At 62.8% G+C, this 26190-nt stretch carries 24 protein-coding genes; 12 read left to right on the top strand and 12 right to left on the bottom strand.

Going from position 1 to position 26190, the window contains the following annotated elements; translation table 11 throughout:
- The first annotated feature begins 5 nt into the window (after positions 1-5).
- Entirely contained in the window at positions 6-2174 is a 2169-nt protein-coding gene (locus DB459_RS15690) for a PAS domain S-box protein (RefSeq protein WP_253706177.1), read from the top strand.
- A gap of 193 nt (positions 2175-2367) precedes the next feature.
- On the opposite strand, the gene DB459_RS15685 is transcribed toward DB459_RS15690, so the two are convergent.
- The 6 genes from DB459_RS15685 to DB459_RS15660 all read right to left on the bottom strand — a co-directional run bounded on the left by DB459_RS15685 (position 2368) and on the right by DB459_RS15660 (position 8883).
- Positions 2368-3411 carry an HlyD family secretion protein gene (locus DB459_RS15685; RefSeq protein ID WP_253706176.1) on the bottom strand — a complete coding sequence of 348 codons (1044 nt, stop codon included), beginning with the start codon at positions 3409-3411 and terminating at the stop codon, positions 2368-2370.
- Complete coding sequence (locus DB459_RS15680; protein ID WP_253706175.1) at positions 3411-4670, bottom strand: glycosyltransferase family 2 protein; 1260 nt, start codon at positions 4668-4670, stop codon at positions 3411-3413. Before DB459_RS15680 ends, DB459_RS15685 begins: the two co-directional genes overlap by 1 nt.
- Positions 4671-4674: 4 nt before the next feature.
- On the bottom strand, positions 4675-6042 hold the full coding sequence (locus tag DB459_RS15675) for a hypothetical protein (RefSeq protein ID WP_253706174.1): 1368 nt from the start codon (positions 6040-6042) through the stop codon (positions 4675-4677).
- A gap of 201 nt (positions 6043-6243) precedes the next feature.
- Positions 6244-7080, bottom strand: coding sequence for a response regulator (locus DB459_RS15670; protein WP_253706173.1), 837 nt, complete (start codon positions 7078-7080; stop codon positions 6244-6246).
- 26 nt (positions 7081-7106) lie between these two features.
- The gene (locus DB459_RS15665) at positions 7107-7616 is read right to left on the bottom strand and encodes a response regulator (protein WP_371926755.1); all 510 of its coding nucleotides are present in this window, start codon (positions 7614-7616) and stop codon (positions 7107-7109) included.
- Between the two features lie 406 nt (positions 7617-8022).
- Positions 8023-8883 carry a LysR family transcriptional regulator gene (locus DB459_RS15660; protein ID WP_253706172.1) on the bottom strand — a complete coding sequence of 287 codons (861 nt, stop codon included), beginning with the start codon at positions 8881-8883 and terminating at the stop codon, positions 8023-8025.
- Between the two features lie 97 nt (positions 8884-8980).
- On the opposite strand from DB459_RS15660, the gene DB459_RS15655 reads away from it, so the two are divergent.
- Positions 8981-9733 (top strand): enoyl-CoA hydratase-related protein, encoded by a 753-nt coding sequence (locus tag DB459_RS15655; protein ID WP_253706171.1) that lies wholly within the window; start codon positions 8981-8983, stop codon positions 9731-9733.
- An 18-nt stretch (positions 9734-9751) separates the two neighbouring features.
- Here the strand turns inward: DB459_RS15655 and DB459_RS15650 are convergent, their stop codons facing one another.
- Complete coding sequence (locus tag DB459_RS15650) at positions 9752-11131, bottom strand: histidine kinase (RefSeq protein WP_253713591.1); 1380 nt, start codon at positions 11129-11131, stop codon at positions 9752-9754.
- Positions 11132-11418: 287 nt separating this feature from the next.
- On the opposite strand from DB459_RS15650, the gene DB459_RS15645 reads away from it, so the two are divergent.
- The 4 genes from DB459_RS15645 to fghA all read left to right on the top strand — a co-directional run bounded on the left by DB459_RS15645 (position 11419) and on the right by fghA (position 15294).
- On the top strand, positions 11419-12093 hold the full coding sequence (locus DB459_RS15645; protein WP_253706170.1) for a response regulator transcription factor: 675 nt from the start codon (positions 11419-11421) through the stop codon (positions 12091-12093).
- Between the two features lie 391 nt (positions 12094-12484).
- A complete protein-coding gene (locus DB459_RS15640; RefSeq protein ID WP_253706169.1) occupies positions 12485-13594 on the top strand; it encodes an S-(hydroxymethyl)glutathione dehydrogenase/class III alcohol dehydrogenase in 1110 nt (369 codons plus the stop codon).
- A gap of 151 nt (positions 13595-13745) precedes the next feature.
- On the top strand, positions 13746-14315 hold the full coding sequence (gene gfa, locus DB459_RS15635) for an S-(hydroxymethyl)glutathione synthase (RefSeq protein ID WP_253706168.1): 570 nt from the start codon (positions 13746-13748) through the stop codon (positions 14313-14315).
- Between the two features lie 133 nt (positions 14316-14448).
- On the top strand, positions 14449-15294 hold the full coding sequence (gene fghA, locus DB459_RS15630; RefSeq protein ID WP_253706167.1) for an S-formylglutathione hydrolase: 846 nt from the start codon (positions 14449-14451) through the stop codon (positions 15292-15294).
- Between the two features lie 262 nt (positions 15295-15556).
- Here the strand turns inward: fghA and DB459_RS15625 are convergent, their stop codons facing one another.
- Complete coding sequence (locus DB459_RS15625) at positions 15557-16075, bottom strand: DUF3280 domain-containing protein (protein ID WP_253713590.1); 519 nt, start codon at positions 16073-16075, stop codon at positions 15557-15559.
- 138 nt (positions 16076-16213) lie between these two features.
- Between DB459_RS15625 and DB459_RS15620 the strand changes: the two genes are divergently transcribed.
- Genes DB459_RS15620 through DB459_RS15600 form a run of 5 tightly spaced genes read left to right on the top strand, consistent with a single transcriptional unit; the run spans position 16214 to position 20687 of the window.
- The gene (locus tag DB459_RS15620) at positions 16214-17398 is read left to right on the top strand and encodes an ABC transporter substrate-binding protein (RefSeq protein WP_253706166.1); all 1185 of its coding nucleotides are present in this window, start codon (positions 16214-16216) and stop codon (positions 17396-17398) included.
- 31 nt (positions 17399-17429) lie between these two features.
- Positions 17430-18401, top strand: coding sequence for a YVTN family beta-propeller repeat protein (locus DB459_RS15615; protein WP_253706165.1), 972 nt, complete (start codon positions 17430-17432; stop codon positions 18399-18401).
- Positions 18398-19216: an ABC transporter ATP-binding protein gene (locus tag DB459_RS15610; protein ID WP_371926753.1), complete on the top strand. Its 819-nt coding sequence runs from the start codon at positions 18398-18400 to the stop codon at positions 19214-19216. Before DB459_RS15615 ends, DB459_RS15610 begins: the two co-directional genes overlap by 4 nt.
- The gene (locus DB459_RS15605; RefSeq protein ID WP_253706164.1) at positions 19213-20061 is read left to right on the top strand and encodes an ABC transporter permease; all 849 of its coding nucleotides are present in this window, start codon (positions 19213-19215) and stop codon (positions 20059-20061) included. Before DB459_RS15610 ends, DB459_RS15605 begins: the two co-directional genes overlap by 4 nt.
- Positions 20062-20111: 50 nt before the next feature.
- Complete coding sequence (locus tag DB459_RS15600; protein WP_371926989.1) at positions 20112-20687, top strand: hypothetical protein; 576 nt, start codon at positions 20112-20114, stop codon at positions 20685-20687.
- An 11-nt stretch (positions 20688-20698) separates the two neighbouring features.
- On the opposite strand, the gene DB459_RS15595 is transcribed toward DB459_RS15600, so the two are convergent.
- From DB459_RS15595 to xoxF5, 4 genes are all read right to left on the bottom strand, one after another.
- Positions 20699-21271, bottom strand: coding sequence for a PQQ-dependent catabolism-associated CXXCW motif protein (locus tag DB459_RS15595; protein WP_253706162.1), 573 nt, complete (start codon positions 21269-21271; stop codon positions 20699-20701).
- Between the two features lie 94 nt (positions 21272-21365).
- Positions 21366-22181, bottom strand: coding sequence for a substrate-binding domain-containing protein (locus tag DB459_RS15590; protein ID WP_253713588.1), 816 nt, complete (start codon positions 22179-22181; stop codon positions 21366-21368).
- Between the two features lie 162 nt (positions 22182-22343).
- A complete protein-coding gene (locus DB459_RS15585; RefSeq protein ID WP_253713587.1) occupies positions 22344-22844 on the bottom strand; it encodes a c-type cytochrome, methanol metabolism-related in 501 nt (166 codons plus the stop codon).
- Between the two features lie 248 nt (positions 22845-23092).
- Complete coding sequence (gene xoxF5, locus DB459_RS15580; RefSeq protein WP_253706161.1) at positions 23093-24898, bottom strand: lanthanide-dependent methanol dehydrogenase XoxF5; 1806 nt, start codon at positions 24896-24898, stop codon at positions 23093-23095.
- A gap of 326 nt (positions 24899-25224) precedes the next feature.
- Between xoxF5 and DB459_RS15575 the strand changes: the two genes are divergently transcribed.
- The gene (locus DB459_RS15575) at positions 25225-26163 is read left to right on the top strand and encodes a quinoprotein relay system zinc metallohydrolase 2 (RefSeq protein WP_253706160.1); all 939 of its coding nucleotides are present in this window, start codon (positions 25225-25227) and stop codon (positions 26161-26163) included.
- The last annotated feature ends 27 nt before the right edge of the window (positions 26164-26190 follow it).

Here is a 26190-nt window from a genome sequence, read left to right as displayed (position 1 = left end):
GACGCGTGACACCGCCAGCAAACAAGCAAATTGCTGCGGTATTTGCTGGCCATGGGCTGGCACTCCTTCTGTGTCTGGTACTGATCGCACTGTGGGCTCACGCGCTCACGGCAGCGCCACAATTTTCAAGCAGCTCTGAACGAGGCGTGCTGGTCGTCGCGATCGTTCTGGTCATCCTGACGCTGACGGCAACGAGCTACCTGACGACGCGCTCCGCTCTGCAATACCGCCGACTGATCCGGTTAGAAGACGGACTTCAGGAGCGCGAGGCGCATCTTCTGGAGTCATCGCGCTACACCCGCAGCCTGATAGAGGCGAGTCTGGATCCTTTGGTGACAATCAACCCGGATGGCAAAATCACCGACGTGAACGAAGCGACGATCCGGGCCACCGGGATCGCACGCGAGACGCTGGTCGGGAGCGACTTCTCCAACTATTTCACCGAGCCCGAAACGGCGCGCTCCGGCTACCGGGAAGTCTTCGCAACGGGCTTCGTGACCGATTATCCCCTGGTGCTTCGCCACGTCTCTGGCGCCTTGACCGATGTTCTCTACAACGCCAGCCTGTACCGCGACGCGAACGGCAACGTGGCCGGCGTCTTCGCCGCGGCCCGCGACATCACCGAGCGCAAGCGGATCGAGGAGAGGAACTCGCAACTCGCGGCGATCGTGGAGTCGAGCGACGACGCGATCTTCAGCAAGACGCTGGAGGGAATCATCACCAGCTGGAACAGGGGCGCCGAACTGATTTACGGTTACACGTCCCAAGAAGTATCCGGCAGGTCGGTCGCCATTTTGATGCCGCCCGAGCACCGGCAGGAGATGTTGAGCAATCTCGCGTTGATTCGGGAGGGACGCCACATCGTGCATTTCGAGACACCGCGGCGCCGGAAGGACGGGACGGACATCTACGTGTCGCTGACCATGTCCCCGGTAAAGGATGCAGCGGGGCGAGTCATCGGCGCATCGGCGATCGAGCGCGACGTTACCGAACTGAAGCGGACGGAACTGCGGGTGGCTCAATTGGCCGCGCAGAACAGGCTGCTCCTGGATTCTGTGGGAGAAGGCGTTTGCGGCATGGACACCGACGGCCGATGCACATTTGTGAATCCTGCGGCGTCGCAATTACTTGGCTTCGCCATCGAGGAACTTGTCGGGCATAACGGTCATCGCAAGTTCCATCACATCAGGCCGGATGGACAACCCTACCGAGAGGATGAATGTCCATTCAATGCTGCGTTCCGCGAAGGGGTCGTCACCCGCGGGAGAGACCGGTTCTGGCGTAAGGACGGCAGCAGCTTCCCTGTTGAATTCGTCAGCGCTCCGACGCTGGATGCGGGCAAGATCACCGGCGCAGTGGTGACGTTCCGCGACATCACCGAGCTCAAGCGGGCGGAGGAGGAGTTGCGAGACGAGCACGACCACCTCGAAGAGCTCGTGGCACTCCGAACCGCGGATTTGACGAAAGCGAATGAACGGCTCGCGGCAACCAACAGGGAGCTGGAGACATTTTCTTACACGATCTCGCATGACCTCAGGGTGCCGATCCGGGCGATCGACGGCTTCTCCCGCATCCTGCTGCAGGAATATTCCAGCAAACTCGATGCCGAGGGCCGGCGCGTACTGAACGTCGTGCGCGACAGCACGACCAAGATCGCCGAGCTGATCGACGACATTCTTGCTTTCTCGGCGATCGGCCGCAATGAGTTGATTGCGGCACCGATCGACATGGACGGATTGGTCCACCAGTTGCTTGGGGAATTTGAACCGGCCGTCTCGGGGCGCAAGCTGACCTTCGACATCAAGCCGCTCGCGCCGGCGCAGGGCGACCCAACCATGATCCGCCGGGTCTGGACCAATCTGATCGACAACGCCGTCAAGTTCACCGCGCCAAAGCCCGACGCCGTCATCGAAATCGGTTCGACCGCCGGCGAAAAGGAAACAGTCTACTATGTCAAGGACAACGGCGTGGGCTTCGACATGCAATACGTCAGAAAACTGTTCGACCCGTTCATGCGACTGCACGGCACCGAATTCTCCGGCACCGGCATCGGGCTCGCCATCGTCAGGCGCATCGTCGCCCGGCACGGCGGGCGGGTGCGGGCCGAAGGCAAGGTGAACGAGGGGGCCACAGTCTACTTTTCCCTACCGTCGCGCGAGAGCCCTCAAATTTGACGAATATGTCCCCGGTCGGGCGCTTTCCGGTCGGGGGCGATGCAGCTAACGCGACACTTCGCGTGTACATTCGCTTCACGAGCCCGTGGCAAGACGGGTAGCAAATGTCAAATTCACTCTTATTGGTGTCCCGGTTCTAACGTTCGTATCCCTTTGCAGCGAGCACTCATACGAACGTTAGAACCAGAGGACACTAGCGCAACGGCGGCAGCATTGCCAAAATGTCCTCCAGCCAGCGCCACGCGAAATAGCTCGAGGTCAACGACACCTTGGTGAACAGCGGCGGCGGCACCTCGCCCGGCCCGAATTCAACCCTGATCACCTGTTGGGTCTCCACCGGCCTGAAAGCGAGCTGAAACTCTCGGGGAAGCCTGGCCGCCACCGGCTCGATGCGAGTAATGACGCCGCGGGTGCTCCGAAATCCGACATTGATGCTGACCTCCTCACCGACCGAGACACTATAGAGACCGCCGGACGGCAGATAGGCCAGCACGAACCGTTGTGTGCCGTACAGCTCGACAATCGGATCGCCCGCGCGCACGACGGAGCCCTTATTGGCTGCGATTTGACTCACCACGCCGTCGATCGGAGCGTGCAGACGACCATCGTCATAGAGCTTGCGAAGGTCGCCCAGCGCCCCTTCGGCCTCCGACAACGCCGTCGTCAGCGTGCCGACTTCACCGGCGATGACGCTCCTCTCCCCCCGGAGTGTTTCCAGATCCTGATGGCTGCGGTATTCGAACTCGATCGCGGCGGTTCGCTGATTCAGCGCCACGTGTCCATTTGCCAACAAGCTATCCAACTCCTGTCGCGCCGCCGCCGCAATCCTTTGCCGGTCCTCGGCCAGCGGCAAAATGCGATCGATCACCACGCTGCGCATGCGCAGTTCGCCGAGTCGCGCCTGCCGCGCAGCAATCTCGGCAGTGAGGCGGGCGATCGTCTCCGCCACATTCTGCGACGATACGATGGCTGCAACCTGCCCCTTTTTGATCGGGTCACCCTGCTTCAGCGGCAGATCCTGCACCGTAACGGTGAATTCAGCGCCGACGATGGCCGGCTCGCCAACCACGAGGCCACCGCCTTGAAAGCGCAACAGGCCGGAGAACGAAAAGTCGAGAAGCCAGATGCCGAAGGCGATAACTCCGGCGATATACAGCCAGCGGAAGACTGTCTGGCGATAGTTCCGCGGTTGGCTTGGAACCGTGTGCAATGCCGGCCGTTGCTTGAGGAAACGCATCACACGATGTCCACTTGGCTCATAACCCGAGCCGGCACGTAGGAATCCCGATAGGACCTGCGGAAGATAATCTCCTGCGCGAACGCGACGATCCGCACGAAGCGGATCAGTGACACCTGCACAAACGTATATAGCGGCAGATAGAGGACAAGGTAGAATGGCGCCTTGGTTCCCACCAATTGCGCGGCTGTAAACGACAGCAGGCTGAGTACCATATAGCCGAGCATCGTCGCCGCTACGATCACCCACGCCAGTTGGCCGAGGTGATAATAGAGCCAGCCGAGATAGAACGGAAACGCCAGCGCAAGAAGAATCTGAAAGATGATCACGTCGACGAACACGGCGACATCGGTCAAGCGAAATATCGACTGCCGGGGATCGAGCGCGCCGCGGAACTTGCGCATCCAGATCGTGATGATGGACCGATCCCAGCGAAGCCGTTGCGTGATCAGTGCGGAGAGGGTCTCAGGTGCGTCGGTCAGCGCATGGGCATGCGGCGCAAACCGGATCGACCAGCCAGCGCGCCGCAGCTTCAAGGTCAGATCGGCGTCTTCTCCAACCTCGGTGTCCTGCCGGCCCACCTGGTCGAGGGCGGCCCGGCGAAACGCCCCGAACGCACCAGATACGACCGAAAGGGTACCGAACGAATCCTTGATGTTGCGACCGAGCGAAATGGCAATCGCGTATTCCACGGCCTGCTGGCAGGTCAGAAGGTTTGAAAAGGCATTGCGGACGCCGATGTTGCCGGTGACGGCCCCGACTTGCGGATCGCCGAAATAGTTCAGCAAGTGGGCAAAGGCATCGCGGTCGAATGTGGTGTCGAGGTCCGAAATAACGATGACATCGCCAGTGCAGGCGGACAGGCCGAGATTGATTGCCGCGCTTTTGCCGCCGCGATGCTCGAGGCGTAGTGTCTCATCGATCTTGCCCTCGCGGCGTAACGCCTGGGCAATTTCGAACATCTGATCGGTCGACCCGTCATCCACGACGATCACTTCCATTGCGCCGCCAATATTGATCGTCTGCTCTGCCAACGAGGCGACACAGGCGCGCAAGGCCTTCGCCTCGTTATTGCCGGCGAGCACGACGCTCACGGTCAATTCGGTTTCGATCGGAAGATTCGCCCGCCGCAACGGTATCGTAAAGAGCATCGCGACGGCGCCGATCGTATAGCGCGGTATCTCGAATACGGCCGTGTACCAGAAAATCTGCACCAGGCTGGCCGCATCGAGCGAACGGAGAAAATCTATCGCCTGCATTTCTTTACCGCTGTGCAAACATTGCGACGACTTCGTTGCCTTCGGCGAACTCGAACGCCAACTCGAACGGCGCAGCCGCATCGTGAACGACCTGCCGAATTTGTTGCTCGATGAGCCCGAGGTCGGTAACAGGCGTTTCTGGAAATGCGATGACCACAGCATTGCCGTCATCGACACCGATAAAGTCGCTCGAGCGAACGACCTCGACGATCTTATCGACCGCAAGCTTGAAGGCGGCGTCGGTGGCGACTGGCCCGAGTTCGCGACGAACAGCATCGATGTTGACAATTGTGACGCGCGCGACCGCGAATGGCCGTCCGAACTGTCGCGCAACCTGGACCTCCTGGGTCGCGAGCAGTTGAAACTCGGCGAGCGAATAGGCGCGAGTTCCATGTCCGGACTGCGGGCCAAGTTCGACGTGCGGCAGCCGCCCCTCGCGCAGCGCGGCCATTCCCGCATCCGTGAGGTCGTAGTCGTACCAGTCTGTCGCTGCGGCGCGGTCCGACGGTGTAACCGTCGAACAATCCAGACAAATGAAGTTGACCAGGGGCTCGGAATTTTCCGCCCCACAGGACCGGCACACGACGATGTTGCCGGGCTTGCCATAATCGACGCCTAAATGACGCAACTCGCGACGGCATTTCGGACAAATGAGGAGGAGCCCCTGGGTGAAATGCGACTCCGGCTCCTGGCAGCCGCACCGATAATGATGGACCAACGCCTCCTCGGTGAGGTCGGCCCCACCGCAGCCGGGGCAGGCCTCATAGACATTCAACCGCGCAGAGCCGCATTTGCTGCAGGCGTGAGTGCGCATGAAGTGATGCCGGTTCAGCAGGCCCAGCGCAGCAAGCGATTCGAGTTCTCGCCGCGTTCCAGCCGCGGCTCCGAGAAGCGGGTATTGCACGACGAGCGGATCGTCGGGAACAAATGTGGCTTTCGCGGGCGTGTTGCGTGAATATATCAGGCGCAGCAACGTCAGCGGGTCACGCTCCTCGCGCTTTGCTCTGAATGGAATTTTCTCGAGCCGACGCCAGATGGGGGCAAATTGCCTTCTCATCTCCGCGACGCTCTCGGCGTCATATTTGGAACTGACATAGTCGCTGCGGAGCGGACGGCTGCCGGAAAAATCCGCGATGGGAACGGCGGGATCTTGCGCCTGCGCCAGGGTGTCAAGCAGCTCTGCCGGCGCGGTGCGTTTCGTCAGAACAATTGCCGCGTACTGCGTACTGGCATCGGTTTCCAAATTCACTCCCTCGACGGGAGCGGCCGTACCGCCGAGCAAGAGAAATCGCATACTCTCCAAAGCAGCAGCGGCAGCCGCCGCCGGCGCATCGCCCGGCCCTTCAGGTGGTTCTGCACTGCTGGCTTCCATCAGTCGGAACCTTAATATCGAGCGCGCCCGCGGCTCGCACCTGCATCGAGCGGCATAGATGCGCCGTGATTTGCAGCGACGCAAAGTTGTCGCACGGAGATAAGGAAATCATCTCGCCTATTGAGCGCGAACCAGATGGGCGACGACGGCCAAATGCGCGCGTCAGGTAGCGGAACTTGATCGTGAGAATCGCAATGCCTATCAGAATTGGACTAATTGCGGGCGCACCACGCCGACCACGTTCCATTTTCCTTCCAAACGAATGAACGAAATGGCCAGCTCGTTCGAAGACACAGTCCCGTCCTGTTTCCGGATCTTGAGCTTACGCGACCATCCCGCAAGATGTTCTCGACCAGATTTCATGAACTGCTCAACCTCCCGACGCATCAATTCCGCATCCTCCTGGTTCGCCATGAAACTGTAGACGTCGCGACCGATAGCCTCCTCCGCTGAATAGCCGAAGCACCCTTCGGCGGACTTATTCCAGAACGTGATTACCATGTCTTCGTTCATCATGAGTATGGCGTCTTGGGAATAAGTGGCGATGGCGTAGAGATTCTTTTCTGCGGTATGCACCGCCGCGTCCTGCTTCCGGATCCGACTGGCCTGCGCGGCTACGGATAATGCCCTCTGAACCGCGTCAGGAAGGCGGGCCAGGCGGTCCTTGAGCACATAGTCGACCGCCCCGGCCCTGATAAGCTCGACCGCCGTCTCATCCCCCAACGCGCCGGTGACGACGATAACGGGCAGGTTTGGATAATTGACGCGTACAAGCTTGACCGCAGAGAGCCCGTCATAGGTGGGAAGCTTGAAGTCCACCAAAACGATATCCGGCTCGAACTGCTTGAGCGCCGCGACGAACGACTCCTCTGTCTCAACGCGCTGGGTCGTGACGGCGAGTCCGCCTTTGACGAGCGCCCGCTGCACAAGTTCCGCGTCACTCGGGACGTCTTCGAGCATAAGCACCTTCGTAAGCAACGGCGGGGTGTCCCCAGGGGCGGATTGCGCGCTCGTCTCGTCGCGAATGGGATTGTTCATGGGCTGCGTCTTTCGGAACCATCCACTCAGACTGGCGGTTTATTGACGACGAGCCAATAGAGCCCGAGATGGCGGACGGTTTCGTCGAAGGCGTCGAACTCGACCGGCTTGCTGATAAAACTGTTGGCGCCGAGCTTGTAGGACTCCGCGACGTCGCGGTCCTCCTTGGACGAGGTCAAGATGACGACGGGAATGTACCTGGTGCGATCATCCGCCTTGATTTTTCGCAGCACCTCGAGCCCGTCGACTTTCGGCAGACGCAGATCGAGCAACACCACTTTGGGATGCGCGCTTTGCCGGCCGGCGTAAGAACCGGTGTTAAAGAGAACGTCGAGGGCTTCCGCGCCGTCCTTCACCCAAAGAAGCTTGTTGGCCAAGTTGTGCTTCTTGAGCGCGCGAATGCACAGTTCGGCATCGGTCGGGTTATCTTCGACCAACAATATATCGACGATCGAGCTCGGTTCCGGCATCGCGCTCTCCTTTGCTCGCAGAGAGAAGTCGAACCTAGTGTCCTGTTTCCAACGTTCGTATCCCATTGCAGCAGGCGCTCATACGAACGTTGGAAACAAGGGGACACTAGCATCATTATGATTCTAGTGTGGTTTTGGATCTGACGCGCGTTCGAAGAACTCGCTGCAATACTGAAACGAGCGTCAGATCCACCACACTCGCACGTACGTTCGACACTCCCTTTGCCCAGCGTGCTGGATCATCGGCATGTCACCTGCACCTGCGGAAGCGCGCCGACCGTGACGCTCACTTTCGACCGTCGATGCCGGACTCTCGCCCCATGATCGCTGTAACTCAGCATAGACTTTACAATTGGTTTCTCATGGTATTGATGTACATCAAGTTGCATGCGGTATAATTGTACTTCATCGAAAGAACACCCCAGTCCGGGAGAGCCGGCCAATCTACCAGCGCCAAAGTTGCGCAGCCCGGTCAACCCGCCCGGTTCGGCCCTCCAGGTCCGAGCGTCAACAGTTTTCGGGCGATGTCCGCGATGGAGGCGGCGTGCACGGTAGCCTTCTTCCAGGCAAGAATGACTGCGCGCTCGAGACCGAGGCCATCGACACCGACGCGGCGCGCGCCGGAACAGTGCCAGCTCCATGGCGCCAGCGTGCAGCCGACATCCGAGGTGACGAGCGCTGCGGCGGTCGCCTCCTGGGTCGTCTTCGCCACCAGCTTCAGACGGCCCCCCGCCGCCAGCAGCAGCCGACGGCCGTTGCCCAGCCGCTCGCAGCTCTGACGCAGAACGAAGGGCTGGCCATCGAGCTCGGGCAAGCGGACCGACCTGCGGCCGGCAAAGGGATGCAGGGGCCCGACGAACAGCGCGTAGGGTTCGCGCAGCAGAACCTTGCGCACCACGCCCTCGCGGAGCGGCGATACCGTCAAGGCAAGATCGAGCGCACCGCTGTGGAGCTGTCTTTCGAGTTCATCGGGCGCCGCCTCGACGATCTCGAAGCCGCCGGTCCGGCACGAGATCAGCCTCGGCAACCAGGGTGCGGCGAGACTCGGCAGCACGCCGACTTTCAAACCGCCGGACGCGAGACCAGCGAGATCGCGCCTCGCGTCGGCAAGAGCGCGAACCGCCAGCCGGGCCCGCTCTTCAAGGTGCCTAGCCGCCGGCAAAGGCTTGATGCCCCGGCCGTGGGGCGTAAACAACCTCGTGCCGAATTCCGCCTCAAGTCGCTTGAGCGCGAGCGACAGTGTCGGCTGGGTGATACCGAGGCCATCGGCGGCGCGCGACACCGAGCCTGTCTCCATCACCGCGAGGAAATAGCGCAGGTGCTGCAAATTCATTGAATAACTCTATCTATTGTCGAACCTTATTAATTTTATCCCGCCGCAGCGCCCCGATAAAGTCCTCGGACGACCAGCGCCCAGGAGAACAGCCGCGATGATCACGGTACGGCACATCGGAAAGGTCGGCGTCATCGCGTTGAACCGCCCGGAGGCGCGTAATGCGCTATCGCGCGCCCTGATTGCGGAATTATCTGCGGTCATCGACGCGCTGGAGGCCGACGCCGCCATCAACGTGTTCCTTCTCACCGGGTCTCCGGTATTTTGCGCCGGCGCCGACATCATTGAGATGGCGCAGATGCCGCTGGCGCGGGCCTTGGCCGAGGATTTCTCCGGTTGCTGCGACCGGCTCGCCGGATGCGCCAAGCCGGTTGTCGTCGCCGTCGAAGGCTATGCCATCGGCGGCGGATGCGAGCTGATCGAGATGGCCGACATTGTCATCGCCGCCGAGGGGGCCCGCTTCGGCCATCCGGAAATCAGGCTCGGCACGCTCTCCGGCGCCGGCGGCACCCAGCGCCTCGCCCGCGCCGTCGGACGGGCCAAGGCCATGGACCTGGTGCTGACCGGCCGCCTGATCGACGCAGATGAAGCGGCGCGGATCGGGCTGATCAGCCGCGTCGTGCCAGCGGGCAGTGCGTTCGATGTCGCCCTTGAGCTCGCCGAAGATATCGCCGCCCGGCCGCCGCTGGCCCTGCGGTTTGCCAAGGAGGCCGTGGACCGTGCCGTCTCGTTGGGCCTTGCCGAGGGACTGCGGCTGGAACGACGACTGTTTCACCTCAGCTTCGCGACCGGCGAGCTGCGCGAAGGCATGGCTCATTTCCTTGCTCATCGCCGCGGCGCGTTGCGCTGACCCGGCGGGATCAGGCGCTCAGGCGAGCGCTGCATCCTCCCCGCCCGGCTGAACGGGCACCATCGCCTCGACGATCACGCCCTCGCCGGTCGAGGTCACCGAGACCGAGCCGCCGAGCGCCATCAGCCGCTCGTGCATCCCGACGAGGCCGAAGCCCTGCTTTTGATCGCGCAGGCCCGCCCCATTGTCCCTGATCCGCACGCGAATGGCCTGCGCGGCGGTTCGCCCGGCGCCCGACGGTCCATCCAATTCGACCATGACCTCGACATGGCTTGCCTGCGCATGGCGAAAGGCGTTGGTAAGCCCTTCCTGCACCACCCGGTAGATCGTCAGTTCCGCGGTCTCGCTGAGCGCCGGCAGCGAGGACGCAACGCTGGTCTCGACCTGCACACCCGGATCGGTCTCTCGCCACTGCCGGACCAGTGCCCCGATCGCCTCGCCAAGCCCGAGGTCGGCAAGGCCCGGTGGGCGAAGCCGTCCCAGAACCCTCCGATTGAACTGTTGCAGGGCGTCGACCTGGGCCAGCATGGCGGCACCGTGCTTGCGCAGCGCCGGCTCATTCGGACCGGCCGTCTCGGCGATCCGCAGCAGGGCATCGGCATGCGCCCGCAGCGCAAAATGATAAGGGCCGAATTCGTCGTGCAGCTCGCGCGCGATCTCCTTGCGCTCGATGTCCTGCAGCGAAACAATGCGCTCGGCGAGGCGCCGCTTGTCTTCGACCGCGCCCCCCAGCGTTGTCGCGAGGTGGTTGAGCTTGTCGCAGATCGCGGCGAGTTCGGGCGGCCCCATGGGCTTGATCCGCGTATCGTAGGCGCCGTCCTCGATGCGGGTCATGGCGCCCGCGAGCGTCTCGATCGGCGACAGGGCCCGACTCACCACAGTCATGGTCACGAGCAGCAATGCGACCACGATGGCCGAGCCGACTTCGAGCTGGGTGACGATTCCGTCCCAGATCTCGTCGATTTCGTCGTCGGGATGCGAGGTGATCACGAGCGCGTCGGTCTTGCCGCTGACGTTCACCGGGACACGAACCGAGTTCTGTTCGGGATGCACCATCGCCATGAACCACGCCGGCGCGGCCTCCGGCCGCCCGGGGGCACGCCCGGCCGGGCGCGGCGGGCTTGCCGGGCCTGCGGCGCGCCGGACGCTGACATGGCGCAGCCGGTTGAGGTCTTCGACGATCCGGTCGAGCCGGGCATCGGCATCGGGCGAGTCGTTGAGGCCGACCAGCGACGATTCAATGAATTCCCGCACCAGGCGAATCACGCTCTGATCTTCAGCCTGGACGCGCGGACCGGCCTCGACCAGCAGGCGGGCGATATTGATGGCGAGGCCAAACAGCAGAATGACCGCCAAAAGCGCGTTGAGCCGCGCCCGCAAGGACAGCTTCTGCCACATCGTCCCGATTTCCCGCCCGTTGAGCCTACTTTGGATCCTGGTACCCTGTTTCCGAAGTTCGTGGGTCAGTTGCGGCATCTTCCGGACACGAACTTCGGAAAGCGGGCACTGGTGCCATTCGCATCCCGTCCCGGCCGGCGCCTGAGCGAATGTTAGAATCAAAGGACCACAAGTACTATCAAGTTTCACCGCGATGGAATCGCAGCAAATGCAGCATGACAATTTGTGGTGCATCCGGCAGTGCGTGCTACAGTTCGGGTTGCGTGCGAATTCGGAGCCCCGAGGCAATGCGTATCCTGATCGTCGACGATCATTTCATTGTCGTGTCCGGCTGCCGGGCGCTGTTCGCGGACGACGCCGACGTCACCTTCCTCGAGGCGGAGGATGCCGAGAGTGGCGAGCGCCTGTTCCTGGACGAGCGACCCGACATCTGCGTCGTCGACATCAACCTGCCGGGCGTCTCTGGCTTCGAGCTGGTCCGCCGGATTCTCGCCCATGACGCCGCGGCGCGGATCATCATGTTCAGCATGAACGATGATCCGGTGTTCGCCGCGCGCGCCATCGAGGCCGGTGCCAAGGGGTACGTCTCCAAGGGCGGCGACACCAGGGACCTCGTCGACGCGATCAACGAGGTCGGGAGCGGCGGCACGTATCTGCCGCCCGCCATCGCCCGTCGCCTCGCCTTCGCCGGGCCGGCGCTGACCCAGAATCCGCTGGCCAAACTCAATGCCCGCGAAATAGAAATTCTGCGGCTGCTCAGCGCCGGCAAGAGCCTGTCCGAAATCGCCTGGATGGTTCATGCCTCCTACAAGACCATAGCCAATACCTCTTCCATCATGAGGCAGAAGCTCGGCGTCCGCACCTCCGCCGAACTGGTCCGGCTGGCACTGGAGAGCAGTCTGCTCGCCCCCGGAACGTCAACCTCCACGGCGACCGCAGCGGATGTCGCGACGCGCGATTGATCGCCTTGAATTGTCCTCAGAACCTTTCGGCTTGAGGTTCCTGCGGCAGCGCAGCATCCCCCTTTGCGGCGCACATCCTTCCCACAAGCAGCCCTTCAGCGCGCTGACGGCGGGAAAGCGTCACCCTCGAGGAACGCATAAATCGCCACGCTCTTCATATCGGCTTCAATTCCGCCAGTGGCGACTCGGATTTGCCTTGACCTTCGACGCGACCGTGCAATGCTTCCTGGCTTGGAGGATACCAGCCAGACTTCACGAGATCTGTTCTTCGGCGACGCACGTTTGAATAGCGCGCCCGGAGCTTCGGCTTGGGGCGGTGCCTTTTCGAGTGCTGTGCGCATTCGAGCAATCGAAAACGGCCAGTCCAAACCGCCGTGCAGGGAGGAAAGCGATGAAGACCCGCGCCGCCGTCGCCTTCGAGGCGAAGAAACCGCTCGAGATCGTCGAGGTCGACCTGGAGGGGCCCAAGGCCGGCGAAGTCCTGGTCGAGATCATGGCCACCGGCATTTGCCACACCGACGCCTACACCCTGGACGGCCTCGACAGCGAAGGCATCTTCCCGTCCATTCTCGGCCATGAGGGCGCCGGCATCGTCCGCGAGGTCGGCGCCGGGGTCACCTCGGTCAAGCCGGGCGACCACGTCATTCCGCTCTACACGCCGGAATGCCGGCAGTGCAAAAGCTGCCTTAGCCGCATGACCAATCTGTGCACCTCGATCCGCGCCACCCAGGGCAAGGGCGTCATGCCCGACGGCACCTCGCGCTTCAGCTACAAGGGCAAGCCGATCTACCACTACATGGGCTGCTCGACCTTCGCCAATCACACCGTGCTGCCGGAAATCGCGGTGGCCAAGATCCGCGAGGACGCGCCGTTCGACAAGGCCTGCTATATCGGCTGCGGCGTCACCACCGGCGTCGGCGCCGTGGTCAATACCGCCAAGGTCTGGCCGGGCGCCAACGTGGTGGTGTTCGGCCTCGGCGGCATCGGCCTCAACGTCCTCCAGGGCGCGCGGATGGTCGGGGCCGACAAGATCATCGGCGTCGACCTTAATGACGACAAGGAGGAATGGGGCCGCCGCTTCGGCATGACCCATTTCGTCAACCCCAAGAAGATCGACACCGACATCGTCCAGCACCTCGTGGCGCTGACCGACGGCGGCGCCGACTTCACCTTCGACTGCACCGGCAACACCACGGTGATGCGCCAGGCGCTGGAGGCCTGCCACCGCGGCTGGGGCACGTCGGTCGTCATCGGCGTCGCCGAGGCCGGCAAGGAAATCTCGACACGGCCGTTCCAGCTGGTCACCGGGCGGGTGTGGAAGGGCACGGCGTTCGGCGGCGCCCGCGGCCGGACCGACGTGCCCAAGATCGTCGACTGGTACATGAACGGCAAGATCGAGATCGACCCGATGATCACCCACATCCTCAAGCTCGAGGAGATCAACAAGGGCATCGACCTGATGCACGAGGGCAAGTCGATCCGCTCCGTCGTCGTCTTCTGACCGCTGGAGCATGATCCGGAACAGCGAGTTAGCTGTCTTCCGATCAGATCATGCCCGATCAACAGGCTGGAGCGCGATGGCGACTGATCTCGAAGCTATCGCGCTCCGGCACTCGCAGGACAACAACGTCAACCCCAGGAGGAAACGGCCCATGACTGTTCATATTCATCCGTCGGTCGATAGTGGCGTACGCAAGGGCACCGGCAGCTTTGCCGGCGGCACGCTGGTCTGCAAATGCAAGGACAGGCCGGTGAAGGTCCAGATCACCGGCGACGTCGCCCATAACCACGCCTGCGGCTGCACCAAGTGTTGGAAGCCGGAAGGTGCGACCTTCTCGGTCGTCGCGGTGGTGCCGCGCGACAGCGTCAAGGTGGTGGAGAACGGCGACAAGCTGAAGATTGTCGACCCGTCCGCCGCGATCCAGCGCCATGCCTGCAGCGTTTGCGGCACGCACATGTACGGCCGGATCGAAAACAAGTCCCATCCGTTCTACGGCCTCGATTTCATCCATCCGGAACTGTTCGTCGAGACCGGTTCGGCCGCCCCCGGCTTCGCCGCCTTCGTCTCGTCGGTGATCGAGTCCGGTGTCAATCCGGCGGATATGGCCGGAATCAGGGCTCGCCTGAAGGAACTGGGGCTCGAGCCCTATGACTGCCTGTCGCCGGCGCTGATGGACGCGATCGCCACGCATGTGGCCAAATCCAAGGCCAAGGCAGCCTGAGGTCAGCCTGACTGATCAACGATCCGGCGCGGCCTTTGCTAGCGGTTTATCCGTTGGCAAAGGCCGCACCACTTTCTTTATTGGTCGGGTCTGTTGTAGTGTTCGCAAAATTTAGCGGCACCGGAGGATAAGCATGACGATCGAAACCGTTTCCCTCAATCGATCGCATGGCGGCACGCAGGGCGTCTACCGTCACGAAAGCCGCGCCACCGGGACGACGATGACCTTTTCGGTCTATGTGCCGCCTCGTGAAGGCACGGCGTCGCTGCCGGTGGTCTGGTATCTGTCGGGACTGACCTGCACTCACGCCAATGTCACGGAAAAGGGTGAGTTTCGAAAGGCCTGCGCCGAGCTCGGCCTGATCTTCGTGGCCCCGGATACCAGCCCGCGCGGCGACGGCGTCCCCGGCGATCCGGCCGGCGCCTATGATTTCGGCCTTGGTGCCGGCTTCTATGTCAATGCCACGCAGGACCCGTTCGCCCGCAACTACCGGATGTGGAGCTATGTGACCGAAGAGCTGCCCGAGGTGGTTGCGGCGCATTTCCCCGCCGACGCGAGGCGGCAATCGATCACGGGCCATTCCATGGGCGGCCATGGTGCCCTGACAGTCGCCCTCTCCCATCCCGATCGTTATCGCGCAGCCAGCGCCTTTTCGCCGATCGTCGCGCCCTCGCAGGTGCCCTGGGGCACCAAGGGCCTCGGCGGCTATCTCGGCAGCGACCGTGCAGCATGGCGCAAGCACGATGCGGTGGCGCTGATAGAGGACGGGGCGCGGTTTTCCGAGTTGCTGGTGGATGTCGGCGATGCCGACCCGTTCCTGACCGAGCAGCTCCGTCCCGAACTGCTGGAGCGCGCCTGTGGCAGCGCCGGGATTCCCCTCACCTTGCGCCGCCAGCCCGGCTACGACCACAGCTATTACTTCATCTCGACCTTCATGGCCGATCATCTGCGCTGGCACGCGCAGCGCCTGAAGGCCTGACGGCAGGTGCGGTCTTCGAGCCGCAGGGTCGAGTCACGAATGCTCTCGCTCATTGAGTTGCCCTCGCTCATTGTGTCGAGCATGATCGGAATCGTGCTCCAGTGTCCCGTCTCCGAATTACCGCTTCGTTTGCCTCTCGCTCGCACGGTCATTCGGAGACATAAGGGACACTAGCAAAATCAAAGTGCTAGTGTGGCTTATGTCTCGCAATTGCCTACGAGAGGCTTGCCGCGAAGGCGGTAGGCAATTGCGAGACGCCACACTAGTGCGGCACGCCGTAGTCGGGCGCGAGCAGGCGGTTGCGCAGCAGATAGTTCGCCGCCCGCGTCCAGGATTCGTCGGTATTGCCGCGAAAGTCGGCATTCATCTGGGTGATGATTTTGCCGGTGTGGACGTCGCGCACCCAGATCTTCATGCTGAGGATGAGTTCGGAGACCTTCTGCACCATCCCGGTGACGACGAGATCGGCGCCGAGCTTGTCGGCAAGGGCCTGGTCGCAGCCGCCGCAGGCCTGAAGATTGGCGGCGTGCGCCGCGTCCCGCACCGGCGCGACATCCAACACGTCGAATTTTCCGGAATCCTTGAGGCCGGCGCGCAGCAGATCGGTCACGCGCTGCAACCGCTCTTGCTCGGCCGGCCGAGTTCCGTACACTTCGCCCTGCAGGCTGGTGTCCACCAGCTCGAAATCGAACACTGCGAGTTTCGGTGGTGCGGCCAAGGCCTGCGCAAATCCGAGCAGCGGCGTCAGAACGGTCAGGGCGAAAGCGAGAAGACGTCGCATGAATGTGCTCCGAAATTCTGCGGCGCGCGGCAACTGCGATGCTAAGCTTAAGTCAAACCGGGGATTATTCAAATCGGCGACTCCGACGACCAGGCACCATCGCGAGGGGTACAGGGAGGTTTGATGCGGCGAGGTTCGATGTTTCATCTGCTGATCGGCCTGATCTGGCTTTGCGCATCGACGAGCCCTGCGCCTGCAGTCGACCGCAGCGAATTCCGCATCGGCTATCTCGGCCCCGCGCGCGTGATGCAGACCCTCTCGCTCGTCCAGCAGCCTTTCGACAACGACGGCCTCGCGGGTGCCCAGCTCGCGATCGAGGACAACAACACGACCGGGAAATTCCTGAACCAGCATTTCACCCTCGATGAGCGACGCCTCAAGGAGGGCGACGACGCGGCGGCGGCGACCGTTGGCCTTGCCGACCATGGTGACGGCGTCATCCTGGTCGATCTTCCCGCCGACGCCCTGCTCAAGGCGGCCGACGCCATTCGCGGCCGCGACGTAGTGCTGTTCAACGTCGGGGCGACCGACGATCGCCTGCGCGAGGAGGACTGCCGCGCCAACATGATCCACACAGCGCCGACGCGCTCCATGCTCGCCGACGGGCTCGCCCAGTATCTCGTCTGGAAACAATGGAAGCGCTGGCTGCTGGTGGTCGGGTCGCACGACAAGGACAAGCTGTTCGCCGACGCATTGCGGCGGGCCGCCTCGCGTTTCGGCGCAAAGATCGTGCAGGAGCGGGTCTTCGAGGACACCGGCGGCGCCCGTCGCACCGACAGCGGAATCACGCTGATCCAGCGCCAGATCCCCGTCTTCACCCAGCAGGCGCCCGCCTATGACGTTCTCGTCGCGGCCGACGAGAGCGAGGTGTTCGCCGCTTACCTGCCCTACCGAACCTGGGATCCCCGGCCGGTGGCCGGCTCCGCCGGTCTCGTGCCGACGAGCTGGGATGCCGCGCAGGTCCAGTGGGGCGCGGTGCAGCTGCAGAACCGGTTTCTCAAATTGAATTCCCGCCGCATGACCGCACTGGACATGCAGGCCTGGACCGCTGTGCGCATGATCGGAGAAGCGACCAGCCGGACCGATTCCAGCGACGCACGGACCGTGCTCGCGTTCCTCAAGGGACCGGATTTCTCCGTTGCCGCATTCAAGGGCCAGCGGCAGACCCTGCGGGACTGGAATCTGCAGCTGCGCCAGCCGATCCTGCTGGTCGACGGCCGCATGGTCGTTTCCGTGTCGCCGCAGGAAGGCTTTCTGCATCAGCTATCCGAACTCGATACGCTCGGCGTCGATCGTCCCGAAACCAAATGCCGGCTTCAATGAACAGGCTGAAATGAACAAGGAGAGTGTGCGAATGTGGCGTCGTTGTCTCCTCACCGCCGTGGTCGGCTCCGTTGCCGCGGCACAGCCGGCCGATGCCTACATCGCCTATGTCTCCAACGAAAAGGGCAACACCGTCTCGGTGATCGATACCAACATCTGGTCGGTGACCAAGACCATCAAGGTCGGGCAGCGGCCGCGCGGCATCGAATTTACCCGTGATGGCAAGTTCGTGCTGGTCGCGGTGGGCGACGACGACACCATCCAGATGATCGACGCGGCGAGAGAGCAGGTGGTCGATTCCCTGCCCTCCGGCCCCGATCCCGAACTGTTCGTCCAGGATGCCGGCGGCAAAGTCCTCTACGTCGCCAACGAGAACGACAACACCGTCACCGTGATCGACATGCAGCGTCGGGCGCGGCTCGGCGACGTCGAAGTCGGAGTCGAACCCGAAGGCATGACGATCAGCCCCGACGGAAAATTCCTGATCAACACCTCCGAAACAACCAACATGGCTCATTTCATCGATACCTCGACGCGCCAGGTGGTGGCGAATGTCCTCGTCGATGCGCGGCCGCGCTTCGCCGAATACAAGCGCGATGGCTCCGAATTGTGGGTGTCCTCCGAGATCGGCGGCACAGTGTCGGTGATCGACCCGGTCAAGCATGTGGTCACCACCAAGATCCAATTCGAGATCCCCGGGCTGCGCAAGGAAGCCATCCAGCCGGTCGGGATCGCCATCGCCGCCGACGACAAGACAGCGTTCGTGGCGCTCGGCCCGGCCAATCGCGTCGCGGTTGTCGATACCAAGACTCATCAGGTGACGAAATACCTCCTGGTCGGCCAGCGGGTCTGGCACATGGCCTTTACGCCCGATCAGAAGTATCTGCTCACGACCAATGGCGTCTCCAACGACGTCTCGGTGATCGATGTCGTCAGCCTCAAGGTCATCAAGACCATCCAGGTCGGCGAATTGCCCTGGGGCATCACCATCGCGCCGCAATGACCGTGCCCGACGCCTCTGCAGCCATGAACATGATGACGAATGCCGGAGCGGCGACGGCCTCCGGGGAAGCGGCGCTCTGCGTCGAGCATATCGGCCACGCCTACGGCCAGCGCCGCGCGCTTGACGACGTCAGCTTCACGGTGGCGCCGGCGAGCTTCACCGCGCTACTCGGGCTCAACGGCGCCGGCAAGAGCACGCTGGTATCGCTGATCACCCGGCTGTTCGGCGTGCAGTCGGGGCGCGTCCTGATCTTCGGCCACGACATCGGCCGCGAGCCGGGCGAAGGCCTGCGCCGGATCGGCGTCGTGTTTCAGCCACGCACGCTCGATCTCGATCTCTCGGTGATGCAGAATCTGCTCTATCATGCTGCGCTGCAGGGCATCGGCCGGGGCGAGGCAAGGCAGCGCGCCACCGACCTGCTCGCGCGCGTCGAACTCGGCGATCGCGCCGCGAGCAAGGTCCGCAACCTCTCGGGCGGCCAGATGCGAAGGCTGGAGATCGCCCGCTCTCTGCTGCATCGCCCTCGCCTGCTGCTGCTCGATGAAGCGACCGTCGGCCTCGACGTCAAGGCCCGCGCCTCCATTCTCGATCACGTCCGACGGCTCGTCGTCGAGCAGGGCATCGCCGTGCTGTGGACCACCCACCTGCTCGACGAGGTCGCATCCAGCGACGATCTCGTCGTCCTGCACCAGGGACGCGTTCTGGCGCGCGGCAAGGTCGCGGACGTGATCGCTGCAACCAATGCATCCGATCTGCAGTCCACCTTCATGCAACTGACCGGAACGGCCGGCCAACCCGGAGGCGCCGCCCCATGAGCATCGCGGCCGTTCCCGAACGAACCACCGGGTTTTCGCCGGCGCAATACGCGACGTGCCTGCTCGGCATCGTCTGGCGCGAGGGGCTGCGCTTCATTCATCAGCGCGAACGCTTCATCTCGGCCCTGGTCCGGCCGCTGGTGTGGCTGTTCATCTTCGCGGCCGGATTCCGTCAGGTGCTCGGCCTGTCGATCATCCCGCCCTACGAGACCTACATTCTTTACGAGGTCTACATCACCCCCGGGCTGATGGTGATGATCCAGCTGTTCAACGGCATGCAGTCGTCGCTGTCCATGGTCTACGACCGGGAAATGGGCAACATGCGCATCCTGCTGGTCAGCCCGCTGCCACGCTGGTTCGTGCTCTCCTGCAAGCTTCTCGCCGGCACGGCGGTATCGGTCCTCCAGGTCTACGCCTTCCTCGTCATCGCCTGGTTCTGGGACATCGAACCGCCGCCCATGGGCTATATCGCGGTGCTGCCGGCGCTGCTGGTGTCCGGCCTGATGCTCGGCGCCCTCGGCATGCTGATCTCGTCCGGCATCCGACAGCTGGAGAATTTCGCCGGGGTGATGAACTTCGTGATCTTCCCGATGTTCTTTGCGTCCTCGGCGCTCTACCCATTGTGGCGCGTGCGGGAAGGCAGCCCGATGCTCTATTACGTCTGCCAGGCCAATCCCTTCACCCACGCGGTCGAACTCGTCCGTTTCGCGCTCTACGGCAAGGTGAACTGGGTGTCGCTGGCGGTGGTCGGCGGCTGCACCCTCGTCTTTCTCCTGGGGGCGATGATCGCCTATGATCCGTCACGGGGTTTGAGCCGGCGCGGACCGGCTGGAGGGGAACCATGACAAGGCGGACGGCGCTTCTCATTCTGCTCTCGATCGCCTGTGTCGCGATCATGGCGTCGACAGCCTCATCCTTCGCCGCGGATCCGCGTTATCCGGACTGGCCGTGCAACCAGGCCAAGGTCCCGGAAATCTCGGTAGCCGCCGTCTGGAACGGGCCGCCGCTCGACGATGCAACCAAGGACTGGAAGGATGACGCCAAGGTAAACGCGTTGGTGCCGCGCCTCGCGGCGCGCCGCACGCCGATCGACGAAGCGGAAACGACCATCAAGGAATTCCTGGCGAATGCCAAATCAGACAAGACGCGCGAGGCCTTGAGGCTGTTCGCAGGATTGTTCGATACCCTCAACGCGCAGCGCTCGTCGGTGATGAACGGCCTCGAGCGGGTGACCCGCAAGCAGCGCGACGCCGCCGAAAAGATCCGCAGCGATATCCAGGCGCTGCATGCACTCCAGGACGCTCCCGATTCGGACCAGACCAAGGTCGAGGAGCTCAACAACCAGGTCCTCTGGGAAACCCGCATTTTCGAGGACCGGCGCCGCGTCGTCAGCTTCGTCTGCGAAGTGCCGACCGCCGTCGACCAGCGGCTGTTCGCCCTGGCGCGCATCATCCAGCAGGAGATCGATTGATCGCGCCGCGGTCAGCGCGATGGCTGTGAGGCCGCCTCCGGCCGAGGCTGCGGATGAGCTTCCTCGAGCGGCAGATCCGCCTTGGCCCAGCCGTCGGTGCCCTCGGGATACCAGCCGATATTGGTGTAGCCGAGCGCGACCGCACGCCTCGCCGCGTTCCAGGACATCCAGCAATCGGCTTGGCAGTAGATCACCAGCAGTCTTGCCAGGTCTCCCTCCGAGGCCTGTGCGAGCCCTTGCCGCAGATAGTCTTCGGTGGCCGGCGCCAACCGGCCATAGCCGGTGTCCGGCAGCCAGATGCTGCCTGGAATGTCGCGACGCGGCGGCTCGCGCCAGATCGTGCCGGAAGGAAGGTTCGCTGGCTTCGGCGCATGGGGCAGGACGTCGATGAAGACCCCGGTCCGCGCCCGCCAGATCGCCTCAGCCTCCTGCGTCGTCAGGACACGCGCACCGACCAGCGTCGCTGGAACAGGAGCCCGGTAGTTCTCTGTCCGATACTCTGGCGGCTCAGGCACGCTCTCGCCAGCATGTGCCGCAGCAGCGGCAACGAGGACCGCAACGACGACCCCCACGCCTTTCGCCATCGCCGCCGCTAGTATCCCGTCTCCATATGACCGCCTCATCTGCCGCACACTCGGGGGCCACCGCGGAGGGAGCAGGCAATTGCAAGACACCGCACTAGTCCGCCCTGTCCGCTGTGATCTGTTGATCATTCTCGTCTAGCAGCGGCACGCCATAGGCGAGAAGGATCTTGTTGATCGCCGGCTGGTTCTCCCGGATCAGGCGGTTGAGCAGCCGTTTCCAGTTCTGGTCGGCCGCGCGAACGCCCATGCCGATCCGGTAAGCGAGCTTCGGGCCCGACTGCTCGTGGACCAGCGGCGTGACATGGAGCGGCGGATCGGCTTTCCTGGCGTAATAACCCGCCATCGGCCCCCACAGCACGGCGGCATCGATCTGCCCGGAGGTCAGATCGTTGATCATCGCCTCGGCTGAGGAATCGATCCGGGTGTCAATCACCAGCGGATAAGGCTTGGCCGTCGCCATTAGGCCGTTGACCGCCATGTTGGTCCCCGGCGGCGTGCCGGCGATAATTCCGAGATGCTTGCCCTTTAGCCGCTCGTCGGAGAGCGTCGCAACCTCTTCGAGCCTGCTGCCCGGCTTGGTCACCAGAGCATAGGCCGTGCGGTAATAGGGGTTGGTGCCCTGAGCCAGGTCGTCGCCCTGAGGAAAGCCCATGATGACGTCGCAGCGGTGCGCCCCTAGTGTCAGTCGAACGAAACCGGTCGCCTGGGGCATATAGGCGTATTCGAGTTTTTTGTGCAGCTTGTCCGCGAGCAGCTCGGCGATCTTGTTCTCGAAGCCTTCGCCCTTTTCGTCAGAGAACGGCATGTTGCGGGGGTCGGCGCAGACCCGCAGCACCTTGGGATCGACCAGCTCAATCGACAGGTCGGTGCCTTCCGACGTCTGGACCGACATCTGTGCGCTGAGCGGCATCCGTCCGGCGAAAGTCAGGATAACAGCCAGCGGCGCAACGGCCAGCCAGCGGGGCAGTCCGGCATGAATCATTGCCGCCTTCTCCATTCAATCACGCAATTGCGGAACGCGTCGGCGCGTCCCGGACGACCATTCTGTACGGCCCCTCAATGTTTGCCCATTTCAGTGTTTGCCCATACAGGAATCCTCGGCCTGTTGCGCTTCGGATGGCTTGTCCTCGTGCTTGGCGGGCCGGCCCCGCGGCACCGCATCCATCGAGCGGGCACGAAGATAGACATAGAGGTCGTCCATGTAGCAAGCGACGTTCGGATTATCGCCGAACGCCGGCATGACGTTTTCTTGTGCGGTGTTGACGTTCTTGCGGCCGCTCGCGACGACGCCGAGGAAGTCAGCATAGCTCATGGTCTTGAGCGAATCCTTCAGCGCAGGCGCATAGGTCGACCCCTCGCCGTCGGGACCATGGCAGACATGGCAGTCCGAGTGATAGCGGCGAAAGCCGGAATAGGTGTACCAGTCGACGGTGCCGTCGGGCGCAACCTTGTAGGTCGGATTGCCTTCCTTATCGACGTACTTGCCATCTTCCTTCTTGACTGCGGTCGGATCGCCGGGCGGTTCGGCAAACGCATGCCCCCCTGCTACCGCAAACAGGATCGCGGCAGCCATCAACCGAACTGTATGCAAGAGCTTGTCCTCCGGTGGCGCGCCGGCCGGCGCATGGACTAGGTCCCTGCGCCGGCCGGATCGTAACTCGTGTCCCGTTTCCAACGTTCGTATTCCATCGCAGCGGGCGCTTATACGAACGTTGGACACAGCATCATTATGATTAGAGTGAGATTTTGGATCTGACGCGCGTACGACGAGTTCGCTGCAATGCTGATACCGGCGTCAGATCCACCGCACGAGCCGTCAGATCACTGCGGCAATGAGAACACGGTGAGCGTACCACCGAGCGCGGTATAGCTGCTCAGGGCGGCATAGCCGCCGACCGCGCCCAGACCCGCCGTCGGATCGGTCAGACCCGCAGCGAGGCCGATGCCGGCCCAGCCGCCGACGCCGGACAGAACCGCCACGTACTGCTGGCCGCCATGTTCATAGGTCGTGACGTTGCCGATGATGCCCGACGGGGTCTTGAACTTGTACAGTTCCTTGCCCGTCTTGGCGTCGACCGCCTTCAGGTAGCCCTCGAGCGTGCCGTAGAACACCACGCCACCGGCGGTGGCGAGCGCACCCGACCACACCGAGAACTGCTCCTTGTTCGACCACACGATCTTGCCGGTCTTGCCGTCCCAGGCGATGAAGTTGCCCATGTTGGTTTCGCCGGCAGGCGGATACATCGAGAGCGTGGCGCCGACATAGGGCTGGCCCGCGCTGTAGCTCACCTTGAACGGCTCGTAGTCCATGCAGACGTGGTTGGTCGGCACGTAGAACAGCTGCGTCTCCGGCGAATAGGCCGCCGGCTGCTCGTCCTTGGAGCCGAGCGCCGCCGGGCAGATGCCCTTGACGTTGTGATCCTCGCCGGCCTTGTCGGTCGAGTACTGGTCGACGACCTTCGGCCGGCCGTAGGTCGGCGAGCTCTTGTTCATATCGACGCCGGTCGTCCAGTTGACCTTCGGATCGTACTTCTCGGCGACCAGCAGTTCGCCGTTGGTGCGGTCGAGGGTATAGCCGAGACCGTTGCGGTCGAAATGGGTCAACAGCTTGCGCGGCGTGCCGTTGATCGTCTGATCGGTGAGGATCATCTCGTTGACGCCGTCATAGTCCCATTCGTCATGGGGGGTCATCTGGTAGACCCACTTGGCGACGCCGGTGTCAGGATCACGGGCGAAGATGGTCATCGACCACTTGTTGTCACCCGGACGCTGCTTCGGATTCCAGGTCGAGGGGTTGCCCGAACCGTAATAGACGAGGTTCAGAGCCGGATCGTAGGACAGCCAGCCCCAGGTGCAGCCGCCGCCGATCTTCCACTGATCGCCCTGCCAGGTCTTCAGGCTCGAGTCCTTGCCGACCGGCTTGCCGAGCACAGTGGTCTTTTCCGGATCGAGCTTGATCTGGTCGTCCGGGCCTTCGGAGAAGGCGCGCCAGGCCTGCTTGCCGGTCTTGAGGTCGTAGGCGGTGACGTGGCACTGCACGCCGAACTCGCCGCCGGAGATGCCGACCAGGACCTTGTCCTTGACCACCAGCGGCGCCGAGGTGCCGGTCCCGCCCTTGCTGGGATCGCCGTTCTTGGTGCTCCAGGCCACCTTGCCGGTCTTGGCGTCGAGCGCCACCAGCGTGGTGTCGGCCTGGTGCAGGATGATCAGGCCGTCGCCATAGGCGAGGCCGCGGTTGACGGTGTCGCAGCACATCACCGGAATGACGTTGGGATCCTGCTTGGGCTCGTAGTGCCAGATGATCTTGTTCTCGTTCTTGAGGTCGAGAGCATAGACCTTGTTGGGGAACGGCGTGTGGACGTACATCACGTCGCCGATGATCAGCGGGCCGCCTTCGTGGCCGCGCAACACGCCGGTCGAGAAGGTCCAGGCCACCTGGAGCTTGCCGACATTGGCGGGCGTGATCTGCTTGAGCTTCGAGTAGCGCGTATTGGCGTAATCGCCGGCCGGCATGACCCAACCCTTCGGGTCCTGCGACATCTTATTCAGCTCGTCGTTGGCACGAGCCGCGCCTGCGGCCATGACAGCCGTAGCACCAACGCAGGTCGCGAGTAGCACCTTGCGCATAACGATCCCTCCCGGACAGTGACAGTTTTAACAGTGACGGTTTTTGCGTTCGATCTTGTCGTTCGATATTCGATCTTGTCGTTCGTTGGCCTGTCGCACGAAACCAGATGCACGTGGCATCAAAGCTCCGCCTCCGAAAGCCAGCACCGCTTTCGGCCTGTGCGCCCGTTCTCAGCTCAAGTAGGTCATCGGGCGCGTGAACCGAAGTCCAGTTGAAGCCGGGAACGGCGAAATGCTATGCCCGCCATCAGCAACGCGCAACATATTAGCGTGCTGCAACGCAGCGCTCAGAGTGCAACTTGCATTCATCAGACAGGACAACTGGTATGACCTCTCGCGTTCTCGCGCTCGTCGCAGCCGTCGTTTTCGTCACGGCTGCTGGGACGGCAACCGGGGCGCGCGCGCAGCAAAGTCCCTTGTCTATCAGCGAGATCGCTCCCGGAATCTTCGTCCATTTCGGCGTGATGGAACTCATGACGGAGGAGAATGAGGGAGCCATCGCCAATATCGGCTTCATCATCGGCGACACTTCAGTCGCCGTGGTTGATACCGGCGGCAGCGTTCGCGAGGGGCAGCGATTACTCGCAGCCATTCGCAGCCGCACGGACAAACCGGTCCGCTACGTCATTAATACGCATGCGCACCCGGATCACATCTTTGGCAATGCAGCATTCGCGGCAGACGGAACCAGCTTCGTCGGCCACCGCAATCTACCATCGGCACTGCTGTCACGCGGACAATTCTACCTGTCGTCATTCAGACGCAGCCTCGGTGACGAATTGATTAACGAAGTCCGCCTCATTCCTCCGACACAACTCGTCGGCGACGACCTCAAGCTGGACCTTGGCGGCCGTGAACTGACGCTGCGGGCCTGGCCCGTCGCACATACCGACAGCGATCTGACGGTACTTGACCAGCGCACCGAAACCCTGTTCGCCGGGGATCTCCTTTTCCTGGGCCACGTACCGGTCATCGACGGCAGCCTTCGCGGCTGGTTGAAGGTGATGGATCAGCTCGACTCCCTTTCGGCCCGGCGCGTCATCCCCGGCCACGGCGAAGTGAGTGCCTGGCCGGCAGCCCTGAGCGACCAGCGCCGCTACCTCGAAACCATGGCGCGGGATGTCCGTGCTCTGGTCGCGGCCGGCAAGCCGATCTCCCTGGCGGCCGAGACCGCCGCCGGCTCCGAACGCACCCGCTGGAAATTGTTCGATGAATATAACGCCCGCAACGCGACAGCGGCATTCTCGGAAATTGAATGGGAATGAGCCGAGCGCAGACCTATAGTTTCGATC

It is taken from the genome of Bradyrhizobium sp. WD16, assembly GCF_024181725.1.
GTDB lineage: Bacteria > Pseudomonadota > Alphaproteobacteria > Rhizobiales > Xanthobacteraceae > Bradyrhizobium_A.
The sequence above is the reverse complement of the archived record's forward strand: the minus strand, read 5'-3'. Positions and strand labels throughout refer to the sequence as shown.